We start from the raw sequence: 20343 nt of genomic DNA, 5'->3' as shown, positions 1-20343 counted from the left end.
GGCTTTCAGCGAGGAGTGTGGCCCGGTGACCGCCGTCACGGACACGGGGAAGACCGGCGGGAAGACGGGCGCGGAGACCGGGGAGGCCTCCGCGCTGCGGTCGGCGGAGCGCGGGGCGGTGGAGACGCTCAGGCAGGCCCTGCGGCTGTCGCCGGAGTTCCGCCGCGGGATCGCCGGGACCCTGGCGCTGGCCGTGCTGGCCACGCTGGGCAAGGTCGTCGTGCCGGTCGCCGTGCAGCAGGTGATCGACCGGGGCCTCGGGCAGGGCGCGCCCGACGTGCCGTTCATCCGCGACGCCGTCGCCCTGTGCGCGGTCGCGGTGGCGCTGACCGCGGTGTGCGGCTACCTGATGAACGTGCGGCTCTACCGCTCCACGGAGTCGGGCCTGGCCACCCTGCGCGGCAAGGGCTTCCGGCACGTGCACGACCTGTCGGTGCTCACACAGAACAGCGAGCGGCGCGGCGGCCTGGTCTCCCGGGTCACCGGAGACGTCGACCAGATCAGCGCCTTCATGCAGTGGGGCGGGCTGATGGTCATCGTGTCCGTCGGCCAGCTGCTGGTCGCGACCGTGCTCATGGCCGTCTACTCCTGGCAGCTCACGCTGCTGGTGTGGGCCTGCTTCCTGCCGGTGATGCTGGCCCTGCCGAGGTTCCAGCGTCTGGTGGCCAGGGCGTACACCCGGGTGCGCGAGCGGGCCGGCGACGTGCTCGCCGCCGTCAGCGAGTCGGTCGTCGGCAGCGGCGTGATCCGCGCGTACGGCTCGGAGGACCGCACCGCCGAGCGGATCGACCGGGCGGTGGACGGGATGCGCGCGGCGCAGACCCGGGCCCAGAAGATCGTCGGCTTCACGTTCCCGACCACCGAGCTGGTCGCCTCGGCCGCCGTCGCGCTGGTGGTCGTCGCCGGGGTCGAGCTGGGCGTCGCCGGGTCCATCACGGCGGGCCGGCTCATCGCGTTCCTGTTCCTCATCACGCTGTTCGTCAGCCCTCTGCAGACCGCGACCGAGGTGCTGAACGAGGCGCAGAACGCGATCGCGGGCTGGCGCCGCATCCTCGGCGTGCTCGACACCCCGGCCGACGTGGCCGACCCGGAGAACGGCGCGACGCTGCCGCGCGGCCCGATCACGGTCCGCTTCGAGGGGGTCGGCTTCGCCTACCCGGGCGGGCCGCCCGTCCTGCACGAGGTGTCGGCCGAGATCGCCCCGCGCACGCGGGTCGCGGTGGTGGGGGAGACCGGTTCGGGCAAGACGACCTTCGCCAAGCTCCTCACCCGGCTGATGGACCCGACCTCCGGCAGGATCACGGTGGACGGGGTCGACCTGCGGGAGGTCGGCTTCGGCTCCCTGAGGGAGCGGATCGTCATGGTCCCGCAGGACGGCTTCCTGTTCGACTCGACCCTCGCCGGCAACATCCGGTTCGGGCGTCCCTCCGCCACCGACGAGGAGATCACGCGGGCGCTGACCGAGCTCGGCCTGGCCGACTGGCTCGACGGCCTCCCGGCCGGTCTGGACACCCCCGTCGGGCAGCGCGGCGAGTCGCTGTCGGCCGGTGAGCGGCAGCTGGTCGCGCTGGCCCGGGCCTACCTCGCCGATCCCGACCTGCTGCTGCTCGACGAGGCCACCTCCGCCGTGGACCCCGCCACCGAGGTGCGGCTCGCCCGGGCGCTCGACGGGGTGACCCGGGGCCGTACGGCGGTCTCGATCGCCCACCGCCTGTCCACCGCCGAGGCGGCCGACGAGATCCTGGTGTTCGAGCACGGCCGGATCGTCCAGCGCGGCCCCCACGCCGTGCTCGCCGCCCAGCCCGGCGTGTACGCGGACCTCTACGCGTCGTGGACCACCGCCACCACCGTGAAGTGAACCGGGCGTTGCCGGGAGCGGCGGCGGGGGCGGCGGGGCGCTGCGGCACAATTGGCCACATGGCCCTCGACCCGAAGATCGCCGACCGGCTCAAGCGCACCCCGGACGGCCTGGTGCCCGCGATCGTCCAGCAGCACGACACCGGGGAGGTGCTGATGCTCGCCTGGATGGACGACGAGGCGCTGCACCGCACGCTCACCACCGGCCGGGCGACCTACTGGTCCCGCAGCCGGGGGGAGTACTGGGTGAAGGGCGACACCTCCGGCCACGTGCAGTGGGTCAGGCACGTCGCGCTCGACTGCGACGGCGACACGGTCCTGCTGAAGGTCGACCAGGTGGGGGCCGCCTGCCACACCGGCGACCGCACCTGCTTCGACGCCGACGTCCTCGACGTGACCGGCGCGCCGTGACCGCTCCCACCCCCGTTCCCGCCGCCGCGCCCGGCCGGGCCGGCTCTCCGGCGGGGCGCTCGCTGCTCGTCTGGCTCGCCGCCTGCGCCGCCGGCGGCGGCCTCGCGCTGCTCGCCGCGGGCAGGCGGTGGGTGACGCTCGGCGCCGCCGGGGGACCCGGGGGAGCGGGGCAGGACGGCCTCACGGGCGGCGACCTGGTCGCCTGGCTCTCACCCGCCGCGCTGGCCGCGCTCGCCGCCGCGGTGGCCGTACTGGCGGCCAGGGGGATCGGGCGGCGGCTGATCGGCGGCGTCGTCGCCCTGCTCGGCGCGGCGGTCGCGGCCGGAGCCTGGGACGGTACCCGCGACGCGACGGTCGCAGCCGCGGCCCGCGCGCACGCGACGGCGGCGACGGTCTCCGGCGCCGCGATCCCGGTGGAGTCGCGCGCCTGGGTCTGGCCGCTGCTCGCCGCCGCGGGCGGGCTCGTCCTGCTCGGGTCCGGGGTGGTGGCGGCGGCGCGCGGCGCGCGCTGGCCCGGCATGTCGGGCAGGTACGAACGGGACGCCGGACACGCCCGCACGGAGCCGGGACGGGCTGCCGCGCGTGACGCCGACCGCGCCCTGTGGGACGCGCTCGACGAGGGGGAGGACCCCACCGACGATCGGGGGCGTTGAGCCTTTTCGACCGGGGTGCGAAGAGCCGGAGTTGTTGGACCGTTCCCACCTCAGATTACAAATTGTCCACAAACCCGGTTTCTGCTCTGACCGGTCGCCCGGCTGTCGATAGGCTTCGCGGCGACTTCGTTGATCGCTACAGGAGACCGGATGAGCCACGGGTACCTGCCGGGTGACTCGGGCGGCTACGGCCACCCGCCCGGCGCGGGCGGCGTGCCGCCGGTCTCCGGCTATGGCCACGGGTACGGCTATCCGCCACCGCCCCCTCCGTACGGGTACCACCAACCCCATGGTCCCCGTACGAACGGCATGGCCGTCGCGTCGCTCGTTCTCGGCGTTCTCGGCCTGCTCTTCTGCGGGATCCCCGGGATCGCCGGCGTCATCTGTGGTCACATCGCGTTGCACCAGACGAGGCGGACGGGCGAACAGGGGCGGGGCCTTGCGATCGCCGGGCTGATCCTGTCCTACGCCGGCGCCTCCGTCTGGCTCCTGTACGCGATCGGGCTGGGTCTGCTGGCGGCGCTGAGCGTCACGAGCATCGCCGGTTAGCCCCCACCCCGGGTCTCCCTCCCCTTCGCTCTCCTTCTTCTCCCACTTTCGCTGGAGCATCACATGTCCTACGGCAACGACCCGTACAACCAGGGTGGTTACCCCCCTCAGCAGCCTCCCCAGCAGCCCGGCCCGCAGGGTGGGTACCCGTCCCAGGGCGGCTACCCCCCGCCGCCGCAGGGCTCCTACCCCGCGCCCCCGCAGGGCGGCCAGTACGGCGGCGGCCAGTACGGCGCCGGCGCGTACGGCCAGCCCTCCGGCGGCTACGGCGGCCCCGAGCTCGCCCACTGGGGCCTGCGCGTCGGTGCGTACCTGATCGACGCCCTGATCGTCGGCATCCCGTCCGGCATCCTCTACACCATCGGCGGCTCCATGACCGCCAGCTCCCTCGAGGTGGACCCGAACACGGGGCAGCTCACCTCGACGGGCGGCAGCGGGATCGGCATGATCATCTACCTCCTGGGCTTCGCCGTCGCGATCGGCCTCGGCCTGTGGCTGAAGTACCAGGAGGGCACCACCGGTCAGACGGTGGGCAAGAAGGTCGTCGGCATCAAGACGGTCAAGGAGCAGACGGGCGAGTACATCGGCTTCGGCATGGCCTTCGTCCGCTACCTCTGCCACATCATCGACGGCCTGCCCTGCTACATCGGCTTCCTCTGGCCGCTGTGGGACGCCAAGCGGCAGACCTTCGCCGACAAGATCGTCGGCACCGTGGTCGTGCGCGCCTGAGCGCTAGGCTGAGCACGTGGACGTGACCGGACGGCGCGCGTGGGACCGGATTCGGTCGCTGCGCGCGCCGTCCGGCGCCGCGGCCGGTCTCGCCGCGGCGGTGGCGTACCTGGCGGTGGTCGACCCGCACGAGCCGGGTCACTACCCCGTCTGTCCCTTCTACTACCTCACCGGCCTGTACTGTCCGGGCTGCGGCGCCCTGCGCGCCGTGCACGATCTCGCGCACGCCGACCTCGCCGGGGCGGCGCGCATGAACCTTCTCTTTGTCGTTTGCGTTCCTGTCGTGATCGCGGCATGGGCCAGGTGGACGTTACGATCATGGCAGGGGCGGCCCGTGGGCCCGGGTGCCGCACGCCCCGTCTACCTGTGGGGACTGATCGTCGTCGCGGCCGTCTTCTGGGTAGTGCGTAATACGCCTTTCGGGCATTTCCTCGCTCCGTGACGCGACCCTGTGGCCGATCGACGCGAGACGGGCCGATACCATCGCAGGGCAGGACACGCAGAGCAGCCGACGAGAGCAGCCGACCGGAGGGACCCTTGCGCGTGAGCGAGCGGACAGGTGATTCGCGCGAGCTCCGAGCCGAAGGCGAGGAGGACGCGTGAGTGTTCTTGAGGACATCATCGTGGGCGTGCGGGAGGACCTCGAGGAGCGGCAGCGCGACGTGCCGATCGAGGAGCTCAAGCGCATCGCCGCCCGCGCCCCCGAGCCCCGGGACGCCTATGCCGCCCTTGGCGGCGACCGGGTCTCCGTGATCGCCGAAGTGAAGAGGTCGAGCCCGTCCAAGGGCGCGCTCGCCGCCATCGCCGACCCCGCCGCGCTCGCCGCCGACTACGAGGAGGGCGGCGCGCACGTCATCAGCGTGCTGACCGAGCGGCGCAGGTTCGGCGGCACGCTCGCCGACCTCGCGGCGGTGCGGGCCGCGGTCGACGTGCCCGTCCTGCGCAAGGACTTCATCGTCACCTCCTACCAGCTGTGGGAGGCCAGGGCGCACGGCGCCGACCTCGCCCTGCTGATCGTGGCGGCCCTCGACCAGCAGGCGCTCGTCTCGCTGATCGAGCGGGCCGAGTCGATCGGGCTCTGCCCGCTCGTCGAGGTGCACACCGAGGAGGAGCTGACCCGCGCGGTGGACGCCGGCGCGAAGGTCGTCGGCGTCAACGCCCGCGACCTGAAGACGCTGCAGGTGGACCGCGAGGTGTTCGCCAGGCTCGCGCCCAAGGTGCCGGACGGCATCATCAAGATCGCGGAGTCGGGGGTGCGCGGGCCGCACGACCTGCTCGCGTACGCGCGGGCGGGGGCCGACGCGGTGCTGGTGGGCGAGAGCCTGGTCACCGGCAGGGACCCCAAGGCCGCGGTCAACGACCTGGTGACCGCGGGCGCGCACCCGGCCTCCCGGCAGGACAGCGGCTCCGAGAGGCACCCGTGAACGACAGCACCGCAGAAGGAGGCCGAGTGACCTCGACGGATGGAACCCTCATCACCCCCGCCGACCTGGCGGGGGGCGGTGTCGGCGGCAACGATCCGGACGTCCAGGGCAAGTTCGGCATATTCGGCGGCCGGTACGTGCCCGAGGCGCTCATCCCGGCCCTCGACGAGGTGGCCGCCGAGTACGAGAAGGCCAAGACCGATCTCGACTTCGTCCGCGAGTTCGACCACCTGCTGCGCACGTACGCGGGCCGTCCCACGACGCTGACCGAGGTGCCGCGCTTCGCCGGGCACGCGGGCGGCGCCCGGATCCTGCTCAAGCGCGAGGACCTCACCCACACCGGCGCCCACAAGATCAACAATGTGCTCGGCCAGGCGCTGCTGACCAAGCGGCTGGGCAAGCGGCGGGTCATCGCGGAGACCGGGGCGGGCCAGCACGGCGTCGCCACGGCCACCGCGGCGGCGCTCATGGGCCTGGAGTGCGTCATCTACATGGGCGCCGTCGACTGCGAGCGCCAGGCGCTCAACGTCGCCAGGATGAAGCTCCTCGGCGCGACGGTCGTCCCGGTCACCAACGGCAGCCAGACCCTCAAGGACGCCATCAACGAGGCGTTCCGCGACTGGGTCACCAACGTGGAACACACCCACTACCTGTTCGGCACGGTCGCCGGGCCGCACCCGTTCCCCGAGATCGTCCGGGACTTCGCCCGGATCATCGGAGTCGAGGCGCGCCGCCAGGTGCAGGAGCTCGTGGGCCGTCTGCCCGACGCGGTCTGCGCCGCCGTCGGCGGCGGGTCGAACGCCATCGGTCTCTTCCACGCCTTCATCCCCGACGAGGGGGTCCGGCTGTACGGCTACGAGGCCGGCGGGCGGGGCGCGGAGACCGGCGAGCACGCGCTCACCCTCACCCAGGGCAGCGTCGGCGTGCTGCACGGCGCCCGCACCTACGTCCTGCAGGACGACGAGGGCCAGACGATCGAGTCGCACTCGATCTCCGCCGGTCTCGACTACCCCGGCGTGGGCCCCGAGCACGCGTGGCTGAAGGACAGCGGCCGCGCCACCTACGAGGGCGTGACCGACGAGGAGGCCATGGAGGCCTTCGCCCTGCTGGCGCGCACCGAGGGCATCATCCCGGCCATCGAGTCCTCCCACGCGCTCGCGGGCGCGCTGCGGCTCGGCCGCGAGCTCGGCCCGGACGCCGTGATCCTGGTGAACCTCTCGGGACGCGGCGACAAGGACATGGGCACCGCCATGAAGTACTTCAACCTCTGATCCAGCATCGATAGGGCATCCGATGACGACACTCCAGGCGGTGTTCGACAAGGCACGCGCCGAGGACAGGGCCGCGCTCGTCGGCTACCTGCCGGCCGGCTTCCCGACCAAGGACGGCGCGGTGAGGGCCGCGACCGCGATGGTCGAGGCCGGCTGCGACGTGATCGAGATCGGCCTGCCGTACTCCGATCCGCTGATGGACGGCCCGACGATCCAGGACGCGGTGCACCGGTCGCTGGAGAACGGGACCCGCATCGCCGACGTGCTGCGCACCGTCGAGGGCGTCGCGAAGTCCGGGGCCGCGACGCTGGTCATGACGTACTGGAACCCGATCGACCGCTACGGCGCCGAGCGCTTCGCCCGGGACCTCGCCTCGGCGGGCGGCGTGGGGACCATCACGCCGGACCTGACGCCCGAGGAGTCCGGGCCCTGGCTCGACGCGAGCCGGGAGTCCGGCCTCGGCACGGTCTTCCTCGTCGCGCCCAGCTCGCCCGACGAGCGCATCGCCCGGGTCGCCGCCTGCTGCACCGGTTTCGTGTACGCGGCCTCGCTGATGGGCGTGACCGGCGCCCGGGAGTCCGTCAGCTCGGCGGCCGAGGGACTGGTCAAGAAGACCAAGGCCCACACGGCGCTGCCGGTCTGCGTCGGTCTCGGCGTCGGGAACGGCGCCCAGGCCGCCGAGGTCGCGTCGTACGCCGACGGGGTCATCGTGGGGTCGGCCTTCATCCGGCGCCTGCTCGACGCGCCGGACGAGAAGTCCGGTCTCGTGGCGGTACGCGAACTCGCGGAGGAACTCGCCAGGGGTGTCCGGCGCTGAGCCGGATCTCCGGCTTTCTCCCCCCGGTACCGCCGCGAACAGCGGAAACGCCACCGCTTACCATGCTCTTATCCCGCACATGGTGAGGTTGGGTCCCGGTACTGTTCAGTCGGTGTTGCCTACCGGGCGAGGAGTTCCTGATGGTTCAGTTGGCATCCGGCGCTCAGGTCTCCGGCCGGTTACCGTCCGAGAGACCGGCGCACTCCTGGGTCACGACTGCGGCGCGCGTCGTGCTGGCGGCCGTACTGATCGTCGCCGGCGCGCTCAAGATCGGGGCACCCGCCCTGTCGGTGCAGGCGGTGCTCGCCTACCAGCTGCTGCCGGAATCCCTGGCGCAGGTCGTCGGGTACGGCCTGCCCGTCGTGGAGATCATCACGGGCCTGCTGCTGCTCGTCGGCCTGTTCACCCGGGTGGCGGCGGGAGCCGGCGGCGTGCTGATGGTGGCGTTCGTCATCGGCATCGGGTCCGCGTGGGCCAGAGGGCTGCGCATCGACTGCGGCTGCTTCGGCGGCGACGGCACCCTCGCCGCGGGCCAGGACCCGAACTACTTCTGGGAACTGGTGCGTGACATCGGGCTGCTCGCCTGCGCGGCGTGGATCGTCGTGAAGCCGGTGAGCCGCCTGTCGCTGGACTCGGCTCTGGGTTTCGGGGGAGCCCGGGAGCCGGTGGACGAGGACGGTCAGGACGAGGGCCGGGACGACCGCGCCTGACACGCAGGACCGCGGTCCGGCTCTGGGTCCGGCCGCGGTGACAGCAGGGGGGAAGGTTCGTGAGCAAGCGGACGAGTGAGGCGGCCAAGGCCCGCATCGCGGCGCAGCGGGAGGCCCTGCGCAAGCAGGATCAGCGCAGGCGCGTCACGATGATCGCCACCATCGTGGTGGTCGTCGTGGTCGCGGCCGCCTTCGTCGTGTGGTCGGTGCGGCAGGGCGCCTCGGAGAAGGTCACCGGCGGCCTCGCCGCGGCGACCGTGCAGGAGGACGGGACCGTGGTGATGGCCCAGCCGGGGGTCACCACGCCGGTGGTCGACGTGTACGAGGACTTCCAGTGCCCCGCGTGCAAGCAGTTCGAGGAGACCAGCGGCGCCACGCTGAAGAACCTGGCCGCCGAGGGCAAGGCGAAGGTCGCCTACCACGTGATCACGATCTTCACGCAGGAGCCGACCAAGAGCAACTCGCTGCGCGCGGCCTCGGCCGCACGGTGCGTCACGGACGGCCGGCAGTGGCTGGCGTTCCACGACAAGCTCTACAAGAACCAGCCGAGCGAGACCTCCAGCGGGTTCTCCGTGGACCAGCTGATCACGTGGGGCAAGGAGGCGGGCGTGACCTCCTCCGGCTTCGACGACTGCGTGCGCAAGCAGGGCAACGTCGCGGCACACCAGGCGTACACGCAGCAGGTCATGACCACGCAGAAGCTGAGCGGCACGCCGACGGTCAAGATCAACGGCAAGGAGATCGACAGCAAGGTCGCGTTCGTGCCGAGCGATCTCCGCGACGCCGTGGTGAACGCCGCCAAGAGCTGACCCGGGCGCAGGCCGAGCCGGACGGCAGGACCGGCCCGCGCGCCGCCATCCGGGCCGCGAGGCCCGCCGGACCCGTTCCAGGGTGCGTTCCGGCGGGTCGGCGGGGTCGGCGGGGTTCCGGCAGAGAGCCTCAGCCCCGGTGGGCCGGACGGTAGGACAGGCGGTCCAGGCCCACCCGGAGGCGGTGCTGGACCTCCACGATCGCGAGGTGCATGGTCTCCGCCTCGGCCTGGGCGTGCACGGGCTGCCCGTTGACGTCGAGGACCGCCCGCGCGGCGCACCGTTCTCCCGGGCTGAGCGACGGACTGTAGGCGAGGTTGACCCTCGCGTAGAGGATCGGCCTGGCGGTGAACCTGGACACCGACGCGATGCGCTCCCGCGCCTCGGTGACCGCTCCCGCGGGCACCTGCCCGCTCGTCTCCACCGTGACCGCTTCGGGCGTGAGTGTGTCGTTCATGATCGGAGTCTGCCCATTCCGGCCGCCGGCTCACCAGGGACCTGTGGTACCGGACGACGGCCCGTGCGTCGCCTTCCGAAGGGCCGGACGCCTCTACCGCACCTGACACGGGTTTCGCCGCCGCCTGGCGGGTCAGCATTCCGGCATGCCCCGTGACGACCCTTCCGCCCCTCGCTCCGCGCCGATCGCCGGCTCCCGGCAGGACGTCGCCGCACGGATCCACCAGGCGATGGTGGCCTTCGCGGCGGGCGACGCGCTCGGCGTGCCATGGGAGGGGCGCGGGCCGGAGCGGATCGACCCCGAGGAGGTCGTCCGGCTCCCCGCCCCGGACCGGGGATGGCCGCGCGGGTCGACCTCGGACGACACGGCGCAGATGGTGCTGGTCGCACGCTGCCTGGCCGACACCGGCGGCCGCCCCACCTCGCTGGAGTTCCTGACCCGGCTCGCCGAGGCGGCGCCGGCCGTACGCGGCCTCGGCCCCACCACGCGGCACGCCCTGGCGCACTTCCACGCCACGGGTGAGCCGCCCGCCCCCTCGGCGGGAGACCGGCCGACCAACGGCGCGGCCATGCGCGTCGCCCCGATCGGCTGGGCCGTTCCGACCGACCGGCCCGGCCTGCGCCGCCGGCTCTGCGAGGTCGTCTCCGCCGCGACGCACCGGGCGCCGGCGGCCGTGGCGGCGGCCCGCGTCATCGCGGCGCTGGCGTCGCACGCGCTGGAGGGGGAGAGCGTGCCCGCCCTGCTGGAGGTGGCCGCGGACGAGGCCCGCCGGGCGGACGAGCACCTCACGCCGACGCCGGCAGACGACGCCATGGACGACGCGACGGAAGCCGCCGGTGACGGAGTGGCGGCGGGCGGGCATCCCGCTCCTGTGGACGCTGTCATCGACGCGGCTTACGGACGGTGGACGCCCCCGTCCGAGGGCGTCTCGCTGGACGCCGTCGAGACCGTCGCCGCGGTGGTCCACGTGCTGCGAGAGGCTCCCGCCCTCGCCGCCGCGCTGCCGTACGCCGTGTCCCTGGGCGGCGACACCGACACGGTCGCCGCGCTCGTCGGCGGGGTCCTCGGCGCCAGGGAGCCGGAGGGGGTGGCCGCGCTTGATTGGCTCGGGCCGGTGGACCTCGGCGAGTATCCCGCGCTGCCGGACCTCGCGGCCCGCCTGGCCGCCCTCCGCGCGGCTCCGCCGCCGCCCTGATGACCCGCCCGCCGGGGGCCGGAGCACGTCCTGGTACCGATGAACGCGGCGGGCACCGGACTCGCCCCCTCTTGCGGTAACGTCACGTTACATGCCCCTCCTCGCCTCGATTCCCAGCCCGTCACAGGGGGTCTGGAATCTCGGACCGATTCCGATCCGCGCGTACGCCCTGTGCATCGTGCTCGGCGTCGTCGTCGCCGTCTGGATCGGCGAACGCCGCTGGCGCGCCCGCGGCGGTGCTCCCGGGACGGTCACCGACCTCGCGGTCTGGGCCGTGCCGTTCGGCCTCGTCGGCGGACGTCTCTACCACGTCATCACCGACTGGCAGATCTACTTCGGCTCCGACGCGCCCAAGCGGCCGATCGACGCCCTGTTCATCTGGGAGGGCGGCCTCGGCATCTGGGGCGCGATCGCGCTCGGCGCGCTCGGCGTCTGGATCGCCTGCCGCCGCCGCGGCATCTCCTTCACCGCCGTGGCCGACACCCTCGCCCCCGGCGTGGCCGTGGCCCAGGCCATCGGCCGGTGGGGCAACTACTTCAACCAGGAGCTCTTCGGCGGCCCCACCGATCTGCCGTGGGGACTGGAGATCGAGCCGGGCCACCCGGGCACCGTCCCCGGCGCGACCACCTACCACCCGACCTTCCTGTACGAGTCGCTGTGGGACCTGGCGCTCGCCGGCGTGCTGATCCTGGCCGCCCGCCGCTTCGGCCTCCGCCACGGCCGGGTGTTCGCGCTGTACGTCGCGGGCTACACGCTGGGCCGGTTCTGGATCGAGGGGCTGCGGGTCGACCCCGCGCACGAGATCCTCGGGCTGCGGCTGAACCAGTGGACCTCGATCGTCATCTTCCTGTGCGCCGTCGCGTACCTGCTGCTGTCCCGCAACCGGACGGGCGAGGAGCCGGTCGGCGTCCTCGCGGGGGACGGCGAAGGCGCCGACCCCGCCCACCAGCGGGACCAGGCCGACGAGCCCGAGCTCGGCGGCGGGGAGGCCGGGAGCCTGCCCGCGGCCCACGAGGACACACCGGAGACGGACGGCCGGGCCGGCTCCGGCTCCGCGGGTTCCGACGACGCTCCGGCGGACTCCGGTGAGGGGGACAGGGCGCCGGCGGGCGCCGGCGCCACGGGCGACGGCGGGACCATGCCGGAACCGGAGGCCGGGCGGCGATGACCGAGGCCAGGACGGGGGCACGGGCCGAGGCACACCACCAGCACAGGGACGTCACCGGCGGATGGCTGCGGCCCGCGGTGTTCGGCGCGATGGACGGACTGGTGTCCAACTTCGCGCTCATCGCGGGCGTCGCCGGCGGCACCGCCGAGACCAGGATCATCGCCCTCGCCGGCATCGCCGGCCTGGCCGCCGGAGCCTTCTCCATGGCGGGCGGCGAGTACGTGTCGGTCGCCAGCCAGCGCGAGCTGGCCGAGGCCGAGATCGACGTGGAGCGGCGGGAGCTGGAGCGGCATCCCGAGGCCGAGGAGGCCGAGCTGGCCCAGATGTACGTCCAGCGGGGCGTGGATCCGGAGACCGCCAGGGAGGTCGCCCGCCAGATCTCCCGCGACCCGGAGGAGGCGCTCGCCGTCCACACGCGGGCCGAACTGGGTGTGGACCCCGGCGACCTGCCCTCACCGCTGCTCGCCGCCGGATCGTCGTTCTTATCGTTCGCCTTCGGCGCCCTGGTCCCGCTCCTGCCGTACCTGATCGGCGCGCGGAGCCTGTGGATCTCGGCCGCCGCGTCGATGGTGGCGCTGTTCGTCGCCGGCGCGGTGGTCTCGCGCGTGACGGCCAGAAGCTGGTGGTTCAGCGGTCTCCGCCAGCTCGTGGTGGGCGCCGTGGCGGCGGCGCTGACCTGGGGACTGGGGTCGCTGATAGGAACCGGCGGTCTATGACCAAGCGCAAGCGCCGGTCGTCCGCGACGGCCGAGCGCTGGGCCGGACCCACCCTCACCGAGCTCGGGCTGGACGACCGGCAGCAGCGCGTGTTCGTGTGGTCCGTGACCGCCGCGGGCGTCCTGGTGATCGCCCTGGTGCTGACGCTGGTGGTCAACGCGCTGGGCGGAGGCGGACCCGCGGTGCCGACGGGGGCGTCGGCGGACATCGCGGGGCAGGGACTGCCGTCGTCCTTCCAGTCCTGGCCGTCCCTGAAGGAGTTCGCCCCGATCGCGGACCGCAAGGCGGACTCCGCGCCGCTGAGCGTCCAGGAGGTGTTCGGCGCCCGGACGCTCAGCGCGGGAAAGGTCACGCTGCGCCGCCTGACCAGCCGCCCCGACCAGGCCTGCGGGGGAGCGGTGTGGGGCGCCGACCTCGTCGACGCCCTCGCGGAGGCCGGGTGCACCCAGGCCGTCCGTGGCCTGTACGCCACGGCGGACGGGGTCTATCTGGCGCAGTACACGCTGTTCAACCTGTCGTCCGTCGACGCCGCCGAGTCGCTGGCGACGTCGCTGGGGACGCTCTACCGGGGCTCGTGGGTGCAGCCGCTCGAATCCCCCCGGGCGAAGTTCGGCGCCTACAGCGAGGCGAGCGCCCAGGTCATGGGCCACTACCTCGGCGTGGCCTGGATCGGCAGGACCGACGGCGCGGAGCCGGGGGAGACCGACGACTTCGTCATGCTCGGCCTGGCCGTGCGGGAGGCGGAGAGAGCGGTCTTCCGCCGGGTGGTCGCGGTCGCCGGCGTGCCGTCGGACCCCGCCCAGCCGCCGGGCCCGGCCGACACCGCACAGCCCGCGGAGGACCCGCCGTCCGATCCCGGCGCCTCTCCGGCCTCGTCCGCGAACACGGCCCCTTCTGCGAACACGGCCGCGCCGTCCCCGTCCGTCCCGGCCGCCCGGTAGCAGGTCGCAGGGCCGGCCGCCCGTCAGCGCCGCGCCGGCCTGATCGGAGCCCCGGGGGCGTGCCCGGTTCCCCCGCCGGGAGGGGGCGTGCGTGGCCCCGGCTGATCGCGGCCCGGGGACGACCTCGGGCGGCCGATCCTCAGGCCGGGGTGGGAGCGGTGATCTCCGCCGTCAGCTGCGCGAGGCGGTGGAGCGGGAGTTCGAGGGGTGTCGCGTCGCCGGCCCAGGGAGCGGCCTCCTCGACGGCGGCCCTGGCCTGCCGCTTGGTGAGCCCGGCCGTCCCGCCGTGCCCGGGGGTCCCGGCGTGCTCGGGCGGTGCGGTGTGTCCGGGCGGTGTGGTGTGTCCGGGCGTCGTGGTGAGGCCGGTCCTGGTGAGCGCCTCCCGCCAGGTGTTGGCGAGCTTCCCGTGCGCGCTGTCCAGGATCGCGCGGACGATCCGGTCCGGCCCGTCCTCCGGCGGAGCGAGCCGTACGGCGTCGAGGACACGGCCCTCGGCGGTGAGTTCGTAGACCGGGGCGAGCAACGCGGCCAGCTCGGGCAGCCCGGCGACCGGGGCGGCGGTGAGCACCCGCACGTGCCGGGCCCGGGTCGCGAGCAGCAGGCGGGGCAGGGCCGCCTCCAGCCCGGCCGGCACCGCGATGACCACCCGCCGCGGGTCGGCGGCGTACGGCTTGGCCAGCAGCGTGGCGAGCCGGGTGCGGGGCACCTGCGGCAGCAGGCCGCGCGGCCAGTCCCCGGCGAGCAGGTCCGGCCCGAAGGCGGTCACCGCCGCCTCGTCCGCTGCGCCGTCCACCCCCACACCGGCCGTGCTGCCCGCAGTGCTGTCCGTCCCCGCACCGGCCGTCCTGCCGGTCGCGCTGTCCACGGCCGTCGCCTGGACCGTCGCCTTACCGGGGCGCCCGGCGGACTCCACGGCCTGGGGGCCCTGCGTGTAGATGGCCGTGGCGAGGCGGTCGAGTCGCGCGGCGATCGCCGGCCAGGTCTTCGTGGTGGGACGCAGCACGTACAGGTCCGCCGCGCTGCCGATCGCCTCCGCCCCGTAATACCGGTTGAAGTGCGGAAATATCGCCTCATGCAGCAGGTTGAGGTCGACAAGAGCCTTCTGCACCTTCAGCGCGAGCATCGGGGTGCGCTCGGAGGCGCCGTACGCCAGGAGGATGCGTCCCCGCTCGCGGTCGCGCAGGCCCTCGGCGGCGCGCGCGGCGAACAGCCCGATCCCGTCCGGCGTGTACGGCGGGTCGGTGATCGCGAGGTCGGCCCAGCCGCGCAGTGACGGCGGCAGGCCGAGACGCAGGTCGGCCCACCGGGTGCGCACCCCGAGGTCCTGGGCGTCGACGAACTCCAGGATGCGGTCGTCGATGTCGGCCACCGCCACCTCGACCTCCGGGTGGACCATCCGCACCGCCAGCGAGGTCAGGTCGTGGTCGCCGACGCACAGCAGGCGGGCGCCGGGCAGCCAGAACCGCCGCCCCAGCAGGAGGGCGCGGCGCAGCACGGTCTCGGCGGTCGCGGAGACGTGGTCGAGCGCGTGCCGGCCCCGGGGGGCCTCGGCGATCAGCCGCTCCAGACGGGCGAGGGTTTCGGCGTGTTCCGGCACCATTTCGGACACCGGATTCCCCAGATCGGAAATTTCCGGCCCGACCCCGGCGTTGTAGCGGTTGACCTGATCCATGGGTATCCGGACACGGTCGCCGCTGTGCTCAAGGGGGAGCGCCCGCAGCAGCGACTCGATCGTCCGCCGTGGCGTCGCGGTCTCCCGTACCAGGTCGGACAGGGTCCACCAGCGGCCGCCTGCCAGGAGCGCCAGTGCTCCGCGCAGGCGCAGGCCGTCCACGCCGGCCTCCGCCAGCAGTTCGTCGATCGCCTCATGACCACCCATGCGCAAACCCTATCGAGGCCCTGTTCACCACGCTGACCTGTGAAGGTTCGCGAAGCAGACCGGGGGGGCACTATTCCGGCAGCGTGTTGTAATCTCTAAGCACCACAACCGCAGCAGGGCCAGCGTCGTCCCTCTGTTCCACGCAGAAGTTGACGACGGGAGTGACTACATGCCTGCTGCCCGCCTTGGCCTTCCCGGAGGTCTCCCCGAGCCTCAGGGACTCTACGACCCCGCCTTCGAGCATGACGCCTGTGGCGTCGCCATGGTCGCGGACGTGCAGGGTCGCCGCAGTTACGACATCGTCGCCAAGGCACTGACTGCCCTCCGCAACCTCGACCACCGGGGCGCGAGCGGCAGCGAGCCGGACACCGGCGACGGCGCGGGCATCCTCACCCAGATCCCCGACGCGTTCTTCCGCGCCGTGGTGGCCGATCTGGGATGGCACAGTGAGCTGCCCGCGGAGGGCGCGTACGCCGCGGGCGCCGCGTTCCTGCCGGCGGACGGGCAGGCGAGGGCCGCCGCGATCGAGACCATCGAGCGGATCGCCGCGGAGGAGGGCGTGAGCATCCTCGGCTGGCGCGAGCTGCCGGTGGACCGCGACCTGCCCGGCGCCACCGCGCGGGCGGCCATGCCCCACTTCGCGCAGCTGTTCGTGACCTCGCCCGGCGGCGAGACCGGCGTCGACCTCGACCGGATCGTGTTCGCCTTCCGCAAGCGCGCTGAGCACGAGGCGGACGTCTACTTCTCCTCGCTGTCCTCGCGGACCATCGTCTACAAGGGCATGCTGACCTCGCTGCAGGTCGAGCCGTTCTTCGCCGACCTGTCCGACGAGCGCTACGTCAGCGCCATCGCGCTCGTCCACTCGCGCTTCTCGACCAACACCTTCCCCTCCTGGCCGCTGGCCCACCCGTACCGGTACGTCGCGCACAACGGCGAGATCAACACCGTCCGGGGCAACCGCAACTGGATGCGCGCCCGCGAGGCGATGCTCGCCACCGGCCTGATCCCGGGCGACCTGCGGCGGCTCTTCCCCATCTGTGACCCGGACGGCTCCGACACCGCCTCGTTCGACGAGACGCTGGAGCTGCTGCACCTCGGCGGCAGGTCGCTGCCGCACGCCGTGCTGATGATGATCCCGGAGGCGTGGGAGAACCACACCGAGATGGACCCGGCCCGCCGGGCCTTCTACGAGTTCCACTCCACCCTCATGGAGGCGTGGGACGGCCCCGCGTCGATCACCTTCTCCGACGGCACGCTGGTCGGCGCGGTCCTCGACCGCAACGGCCTGCGCCCGGGCCGGTTCTGGGTCACCGACGACGGCCTGGTCGTGCTCGCCTCCGAGGCCGGCGTGCTGTCCGACATCCCGCAGGAGAAGGTGGTCCGCAAGGGCCGCCTGCAGCCGGGCCGGATGTTCCTGGTGGACACCGCGCGCGGCCGGATCATCGAGGACGACGAGATCAAGGCCGAGCTCGCCGCCGCCGAGCCGTACGGCGAGTGGCTGCACGCGGGCCTGGTCCGCTTCGAGGAGCTGCCCGAGCGCGAGCACGAGCACCCCACCCACGAGGCGCTGGTCAAGCGGCAGCAGACCTTCGGCTACACCGAGGAGGAGCTCCGGATCATCCTCACGCCGATGGCGCGGAACGGCGCCGAGCCGATCGGCTCGATGGGCACCGACAGCCCCGTCGCCGTGCTGAGCGAGAAGCCGCGGCTGCTGTTCGACTACTTCAGCCAGCTGTTCGCGCAGGTCACCAACCCGCCGCTGGACGCCATCCGCGAGGAGCTCGTCACCTCGCTGCAGTCGACGATCGGCCCCGAGGGCAACCTGCTCGACCCCGGCCCGGCCTCGTGCCGCCGGCTCGTGCTGCCCTACCCGGTGATCGACAACGACGAGCTCGCGAAGATCGTCCACATCAACGACGAGGGCGCGCTGCCCGGCTTCCAGCCGTACGTCGTGTCCGGCCTGTTCGACGCCGCCGGCGGCGGCGAGGCGCTGGTGCGGCGGCTGGAGGAGATCCGCCAGGAGGTCTCCCGGGCCATCGAGGACGGCGCCCGGATCATCGTGCTGTCCGACCGCGGGTCCTCCCGCGAGCGGGCGCCGATCCCGTCGCTGCTGCTCACCGGCGCGGTGCACCACCACCTCATCCGGGAGAAGTCCCGCACCCGGGTCGGCCTGGTGATCGAGACCGGCGAGGCCCGCGAGTGCCACCACATGGCCCTGCTCGTCGGGTACGGCGCCAGCGCGATCAACCCCTACCTCGCCCTGGAGACGGTCGAGGACATGATCGCGACCGGTCAGCTCGACCTGGACCCGCGCAAGGCCGTCCGCAACCTGATCAAGGCGTACGGCAAGGGCGTCCTGAAGGTCATGTCCAAGATGGGCGTGTCCACGGTCGCCTCCTACACCGGCGCGCAGATCTTCGAGGCGCTCGGCCTCGGCGCCGAGGTCATCGACGGGTGCTTCACCGGCACCACCTCCCGCCTCGGCGGCGTCGGCTTCGACGTGCTGGCCAGGGAGGCGCTGGAGCGGCACGCGCGGGCCTATCCCCGCGCGGAGAACCCGCACCGGCGGCTGGAGGTCGGCGGCGAGTACCAGTGGCGCCGCGAGGGCGAGCCGCACCTGTTCAACCCGACCACCGTCTTCAAGCTCCAGCACTCCACCCGCACCCGGCGGTACGAGATCTTCAAGGAGTACACGTCCCTCGTGGACGGGCAGTCCGAGAAGCTCATGACGCTGCGCGGCCTGTTCAGGCTGCGCCCCGCCGGCGCGCCGATCCCGATCGACGAGGTCGAGCCGGTCGAGTCGATCGTCAGGCGGTTCTCCACCGGCGCCATGTCGTACGGCTCCATCTCGATGGAGGCGCACGAGACGCTGGCCATCGCGATGAACCGGCTCGGCGCCAAGTCGAACACCGGCGAGGGCGGCGAGGACCCGGAGCGGCTGCACGACCCCGAGCGGCGCAGCGCGATCAAGCAGGTGGCCTCCGGCCGGTTCGGCGTGACCAGCGAATACCTGGTCAACGCGGACGACCTGCAGATCAAGATGGCGCAGGGCGCCAAGCCCGGCGAGGGCGGCCAGCTGCCCGGCCACAAGGTGTACCCGTGGATCGCCAAGACCCGGCACTCCACCCCCGGCGTCGGCCTCATCTCGCCGCCGCCGCACCACGACATCTACTCGATCGAGGACCTCGCCCAGCTCATCCACGACCTGAAGAACTCCAACCCGCGCGCCCGCGTCCACGTGAAGCTGGTCGCCGAGGTCGGGGTCGGGACCGTGGCGGCGGGCGTCAGCAAGGCCCACGCCGACGTCGTGCTGATCTCCGGCCACGACGGCGGCACCGGCGCCTCCCCGCTGACCTCGGTCAAGCACGCGGGCGCCCCCTGGGAGCTCGGCCTGGCCGAGACCCAGCAGACGCTGCTGCTCAACGGGTTGCGCGACCGCATCGTCGTGCAGGCCGACGGCCAGCTCAAGACCGGCCGCGACGTGGTCATCGCGGCGCTGCTCGGCGCCGAGGAGTACGGCTTCGCCACCGCTCCGCTGGTCGTCTCCGGCTGCGTCATGATGCGGGTCTGCCACCTCGACACCTGCCCGGTGGGCGTGGCCACGCAGAACCCCGAGCTGCGCAAGCGGTTCAGCGGCAAGCCCGAGTTCGTGGTGAACTTCTTCGAGTTCGTCGCCCAGGAGGTGCGCGAGTACCTCGCCGAGCTCGGCTACCGCTCGCTGGACGAGGTCATCGGGCGGGCCGACCTGCTCGACACCACCCGCGCGGTCGAGCACTGGAAGGCCGCCGGCCTCGACCTGTCGCCGATCCTGCACCAGCCGGAGCTGCCCGAGGGCACCCCGCGCCGCAGGGTCGCCGAGCAGGACCACGGGCTCGACAAGGCGCTGGACAACACGCTGATCCAGCTCGCCGAGGGCGCGCTGAACCTCGGCGAGCCGGTCACGCTGGAGCTGCCCATCCGCAACGTCAACCGCACGGTCGGCACCATGCTCGGCCACGAGGTGACCAAGCGGTATGGCGGCGAGGGCCTGCCCGACAACACGATCGACGTGTCGTTCACCGGCTCGGCGGGCAACTCGTTCGGCGCGTTCGTGCCGCGGGGCGTCACGCTGCGGCTGACCGGCGACGCCAACGACTACCTCGGCAAGGGCCTGTCGGGCGGCCGGCTCGTGGTCCGGCCGCACCCCGACGCTCCGTTCGAGGCCGAGACGCAGGTGGTCTCGGGCAACGTCGGCCTGTACGGCGCGACGTCCGGCGAGGTCTTCGTCCGCGGCATCGTGGGCGAGCGGTTCTGCGTCCGCAACTCCGGCGCCACCGCCGTCGTCGAGGGCGTGGGCGACCACGGCTGCGAGTACATGACCGGCGGCCGGGCCGTCGTCCTCGGCGCGACCGGCCGCAACTTCGCCGCCGGCATGTCGGGCGGCGTGGCCTACGTGCTCGACCTTCGGCCCGAGCGGGTCAACCGCGAGATGGTCGAGCTCGAGGCGCTGGACGACGAGGACGCCGAGTTCCTGCGGGAGATCGTCGACAGGCACCTCACGGAGACCGGGTCCACGGTGGCCAAGGCGCTGCTGGCGGACTGGGACGCCGCGCTCGGCCGGTTCGCGAAGATCATGCCGTCCGACTACAAGCGGGTCCTGCTGGCGCGGGCCGCCGCCGAGGCCGAGGGCCGCGACATCGACGAGGCGGTCATGGCCGCCGCCCACGGGTGACGCCGATGAGCGTCATCACCACCACCATTCCCACGCGACGATAAGG

At 73.0% G+C, this 20343-nt stretch carries 18 protein-coding genes; 16 read left to right on the top strand and 2 right to left on the bottom strand.

The window, feature by feature from the left end:
• The first annotated feature begins 25 nt into the window (after positions 1-25).
• From HHX40_RS00680 to HHX40_RS00630, 11 genes are all read left to right on the top strand, one after another.
• Positions 26-1858 carry an ABC transporter ATP-binding protein gene (locus HHX40_RS00680; RefSeq protein ID WP_182879037.1) on the top strand — a complete coding sequence of 611 codons (1833 nt, stop codon included), beginning with the start codon at positions 26-28 and terminating at the stop codon, positions 1856-1858.
• A 59-nt stretch (positions 1859-1917) separates the two neighbouring features.
• Entirely contained in the window at positions 1918-2268 is a 351-nt protein-coding gene (gene hisI / locus HHX40_RS00675; protein ID WP_111697426.1) for a phosphoribosyl-AMP cyclohydrolase, read from the top strand.
• A complete protein-coding gene (locus tag HHX40_RS00670; protein WP_182879036.1) occupies positions 2265-2921 on the top strand; it encodes a TIGR02234 family membrane protein in 657 nt (218 codons plus the stop codon). The genes hisI and HHX40_RS00670 overlap by 4 nt, the downstream gene beginning before the upstream one ends.
• 150 nt (positions 2922-3071) lie before the next feature.
• On the top strand, positions 3072-3470 hold the full coding sequence (locus tag HHX40_RS00665; RefSeq protein WP_182877128.1) for a DUF4190 domain-containing protein: 399 nt from the start codon (positions 3072-3074) through the stop codon (positions 3468-3470).
• Between the two features lie 63 nt (positions 3471-3533).
• Positions 3534-4199 (top strand): RDD family protein, encoded by a 666-nt coding sequence (locus HHX40_RS00660; RefSeq protein WP_117410533.1) that lies wholly within the window; start codon positions 3534-3536, stop codon positions 4197-4199.
• A 16-nt stretch (positions 4200-4215) separates the two neighbouring features.
• Positions 4216-4641, top strand: a complete 426-nt coding sequence (locus HHX40_RS00655; RefSeq protein ID WP_117410534.1) for a DUF2752 domain-containing protein — start codon at positions 4216-4218, stop codon at positions 4639-4641.
• Between the two features lie 157 nt (positions 4642-4798).
• Positions 4799-5623, top strand: a complete 825-nt coding sequence (gene trpC / locus HHX40_RS00650) for an indole-3-glycerol phosphate synthase TrpC (protein WP_117410535.1) — start codon at positions 4799-4801, stop codon at positions 5621-5623.
• Positions 5624-5688: 65 nt separating this feature from the next.
• The gene (gene trpB, locus HHX40_RS00645) at positions 5689-6894 is read left to right on the top strand and encodes a tryptophan synthase subunit beta (protein ID WP_220498593.1); all 1206 of its coding nucleotides are present in this window, start codon (positions 5689-5691) and stop codon (positions 6892-6894) included.
• 22 nt (positions 6895-6916) lie between these two features.
• A complete protein-coding gene (gene trpA, locus HHX40_RS00640; RefSeq protein WP_182877131.1) occupies positions 6917-7711 on the top strand; it encodes a tryptophan synthase subunit alpha in 795 nt (264 codons plus the stop codon).
• 140 nt (positions 7712-7851) lie between these two features.
• A complete protein-coding gene (locus tag HHX40_RS00635; RefSeq protein WP_182879035.1) occupies positions 7852-8421 on the top strand; it encodes a DoxX family protein in 570 nt (189 codons plus the stop codon).
• Between the two features lie 59 nt (positions 8422-8480).
• Complete coding sequence (locus HHX40_RS00630) at positions 8481-9230, top strand: DsbA family protein (RefSeq protein ID WP_310737883.1); 750 nt, start codon at positions 8481-8483, stop codon at positions 9228-9230.
• Positions 9231-9360: 130 nt separating this feature from the next.
• Here HHX40_RS00630 and HHX40_RS00625 read toward each other — a convergent pair whose 3' ends face one another.
• Positions 9361-9687, bottom strand: coding sequence for a hypothetical protein (locus HHX40_RS00625; protein ID WP_117410540.1), 327 nt, complete (start codon positions 9685-9687; stop codon positions 9361-9363).
• A gap of 145 nt (positions 9688-9832) precedes the next feature.
• Here HHX40_RS00625 and HHX40_RS00620 point away from each other — a divergent pair, with 145 nt between their 5' ends.
• The 4 genes from HHX40_RS00620 to HHX40_RS00605 all read left to right on the top strand — a co-directional run bounded on the left by HHX40_RS00620 (position 9833) and on the right by HHX40_RS00605 (position 13707).
• Positions 9833-10882: an ADP-ribosylglycohydrolase family protein gene (locus tag HHX40_RS00620; RefSeq protein WP_182879034.1), complete on the top strand. Its 1050-nt coding sequence runs from the start codon at positions 9833-9835 to the stop codon at positions 10880-10882.
• A gap of 91 nt (positions 10883-10973) precedes the next feature.
• Positions 10974-12050, top strand: coding sequence for a prolipoprotein diacylglyceryl transferase (lgt, locus tag HHX40_RS00615; RefSeq protein ID WP_182879033.1), 1077 nt, complete (start codon positions 10974-10976; stop codon positions 12048-12050).
• Positions 12047-12766, top strand: coding sequence for a VIT1/CCC1 transporter family protein (locus HHX40_RS00610; RefSeq protein ID WP_117410543.1), 720 nt, complete (start codon positions 12047-12049; stop codon positions 12764-12766). Before lgt ends, HHX40_RS00610 begins: the two co-directional genes overlap by 4 nt.
• The gene (locus tag HHX40_RS00605; protein WP_182879032.1) at positions 12763-13707 is read left to right on the top strand and encodes a hypothetical protein; all 945 of its coding nucleotides are present in this window, start codon (positions 12763-12765) and stop codon (positions 13705-13707) included. Before HHX40_RS00610 ends, HHX40_RS00605 begins: the two co-directional genes overlap by 4 nt.
• A gap of 139 nt (positions 13708-13846) precedes the next feature.
• Here the strand turns inward: HHX40_RS00605 and HHX40_RS00600 are convergent, their stop codons facing one another.
• Positions 13847-15586 carry a bis-aminopropyl spermidine synthase family protein gene (locus HHX40_RS00600; RefSeq protein WP_182879031.1) on the bottom strand — a complete coding sequence of 580 codons (1740 nt, stop codon included), beginning with the start codon at positions 15584-15586 and terminating at the stop codon, positions 13847-13849.
• 169 nt (positions 15587-15755) lie between these two features.
• Here HHX40_RS00600 and gltB point away from each other — a divergent pair, with 169 nt between their 5' ends.
• Positions 15756-20297 (top strand): glutamate synthase large subunit, encoded by a 4542-nt coding sequence (gene gltB / locus HHX40_RS00595; RefSeq protein ID WP_182879030.1) that lies wholly within the window; start codon positions 15756-15758, stop codon positions 20295-20297.
• Positions 20298-20343 lie beyond the last annotated feature (46 nt).

This window comes from Microbispora sp. H10949, from assembly GCF_014161435.1.
Classification (GTDB): domain Bacteria; phylum Actinomycetota; class Actinomycetes; order Streptosporangiales; family Streptosporangiaceae; genus Microbispora; species Microbispora triticiradicis.
Note: the sequence above shows the minus strand (reverse complement) of the source record. Positions and strands in the feature narration are given on the sequence as shown.

Coding starts and splice junctions, on each gene's coding strand:
- HHX40_RS00620 (WP_182879034.1), top strand. CDS start 9,833: ATGCCCCGTGACGACCCTTCCGCCCCTCGCTCCGCGCCGATCGCCGGC.
- hisI (WP_111697426.1), top strand. CDS start 1,918: ATGGCCCTCGACCCGAAGATCGCCGACCGGCTCAAGCGCACCCCGGAC.
- HHX40_RS00625 (WP_117410540.1), bottom strand. CDS start 9,687: ATGAACGACACACTCACGCCCGAAGCGGTCACGGTGGAGACGAGCGGG.
- HHX40_RS00610 (WP_117410543.1), top strand. CDS start 12,047: ATGACCGAGGCCAGGACGGGGGCACGGGCCGAGGCACACCACCAGCAC.
- HHX40_RS00665 (WP_182877128.1), top strand. CDS start 3,072: ATGAGCCACGGGTACCTGCCGGGTGACTCGGGCGGCTACGGCCACCCG.
- gltB (WP_182879030.1), top strand. CDS start 15,756: ATGCCTGCTGCCCGCCTTGGCCTTCCCGGAGGTCTCCCCGAGCCTCAG.
- HHX40_RS00600 (WP_182879031.1), bottom strand. CDS start 15,586: ATGGGTGGTCATGAGGCGATCGACGAACTGCTGGCGGAGGCCGGCGTG.
- HHX40_RS00635 (WP_182879035.1), top strand. CDS start 7,852: ATGGTTCAGTTGGCATCCGGCGCTCAGGTCTCCGGCCGGTTACCGTCC.
- HHX40_RS00660 (WP_117410533.1), top strand. CDS start 3,534: ATGTCCTACGGCAACGACCCGTACAACCAGGGTGGTTACCCCCCTCAG.
- trpA (WP_182877131.1), top strand. CDS start 6,917: ATGACGACACTCCAGGCGGTGTTCGACAAGGCACGCGCCGAGGACAGG.
- lgt (WP_182879033.1), top strand. CDS start 10,974: ATGCCCCTCCTCGCCTCGATTCCCAGCCCGTCACAGGGGGTCTGGAAT.
- HHX40_RS00605 (WP_182879032.1), top strand. CDS start 12,763: ATGACCAAGCGCAAGCGCCGGTCGTCCGCGACGGCCGAGCGCTGGGCC.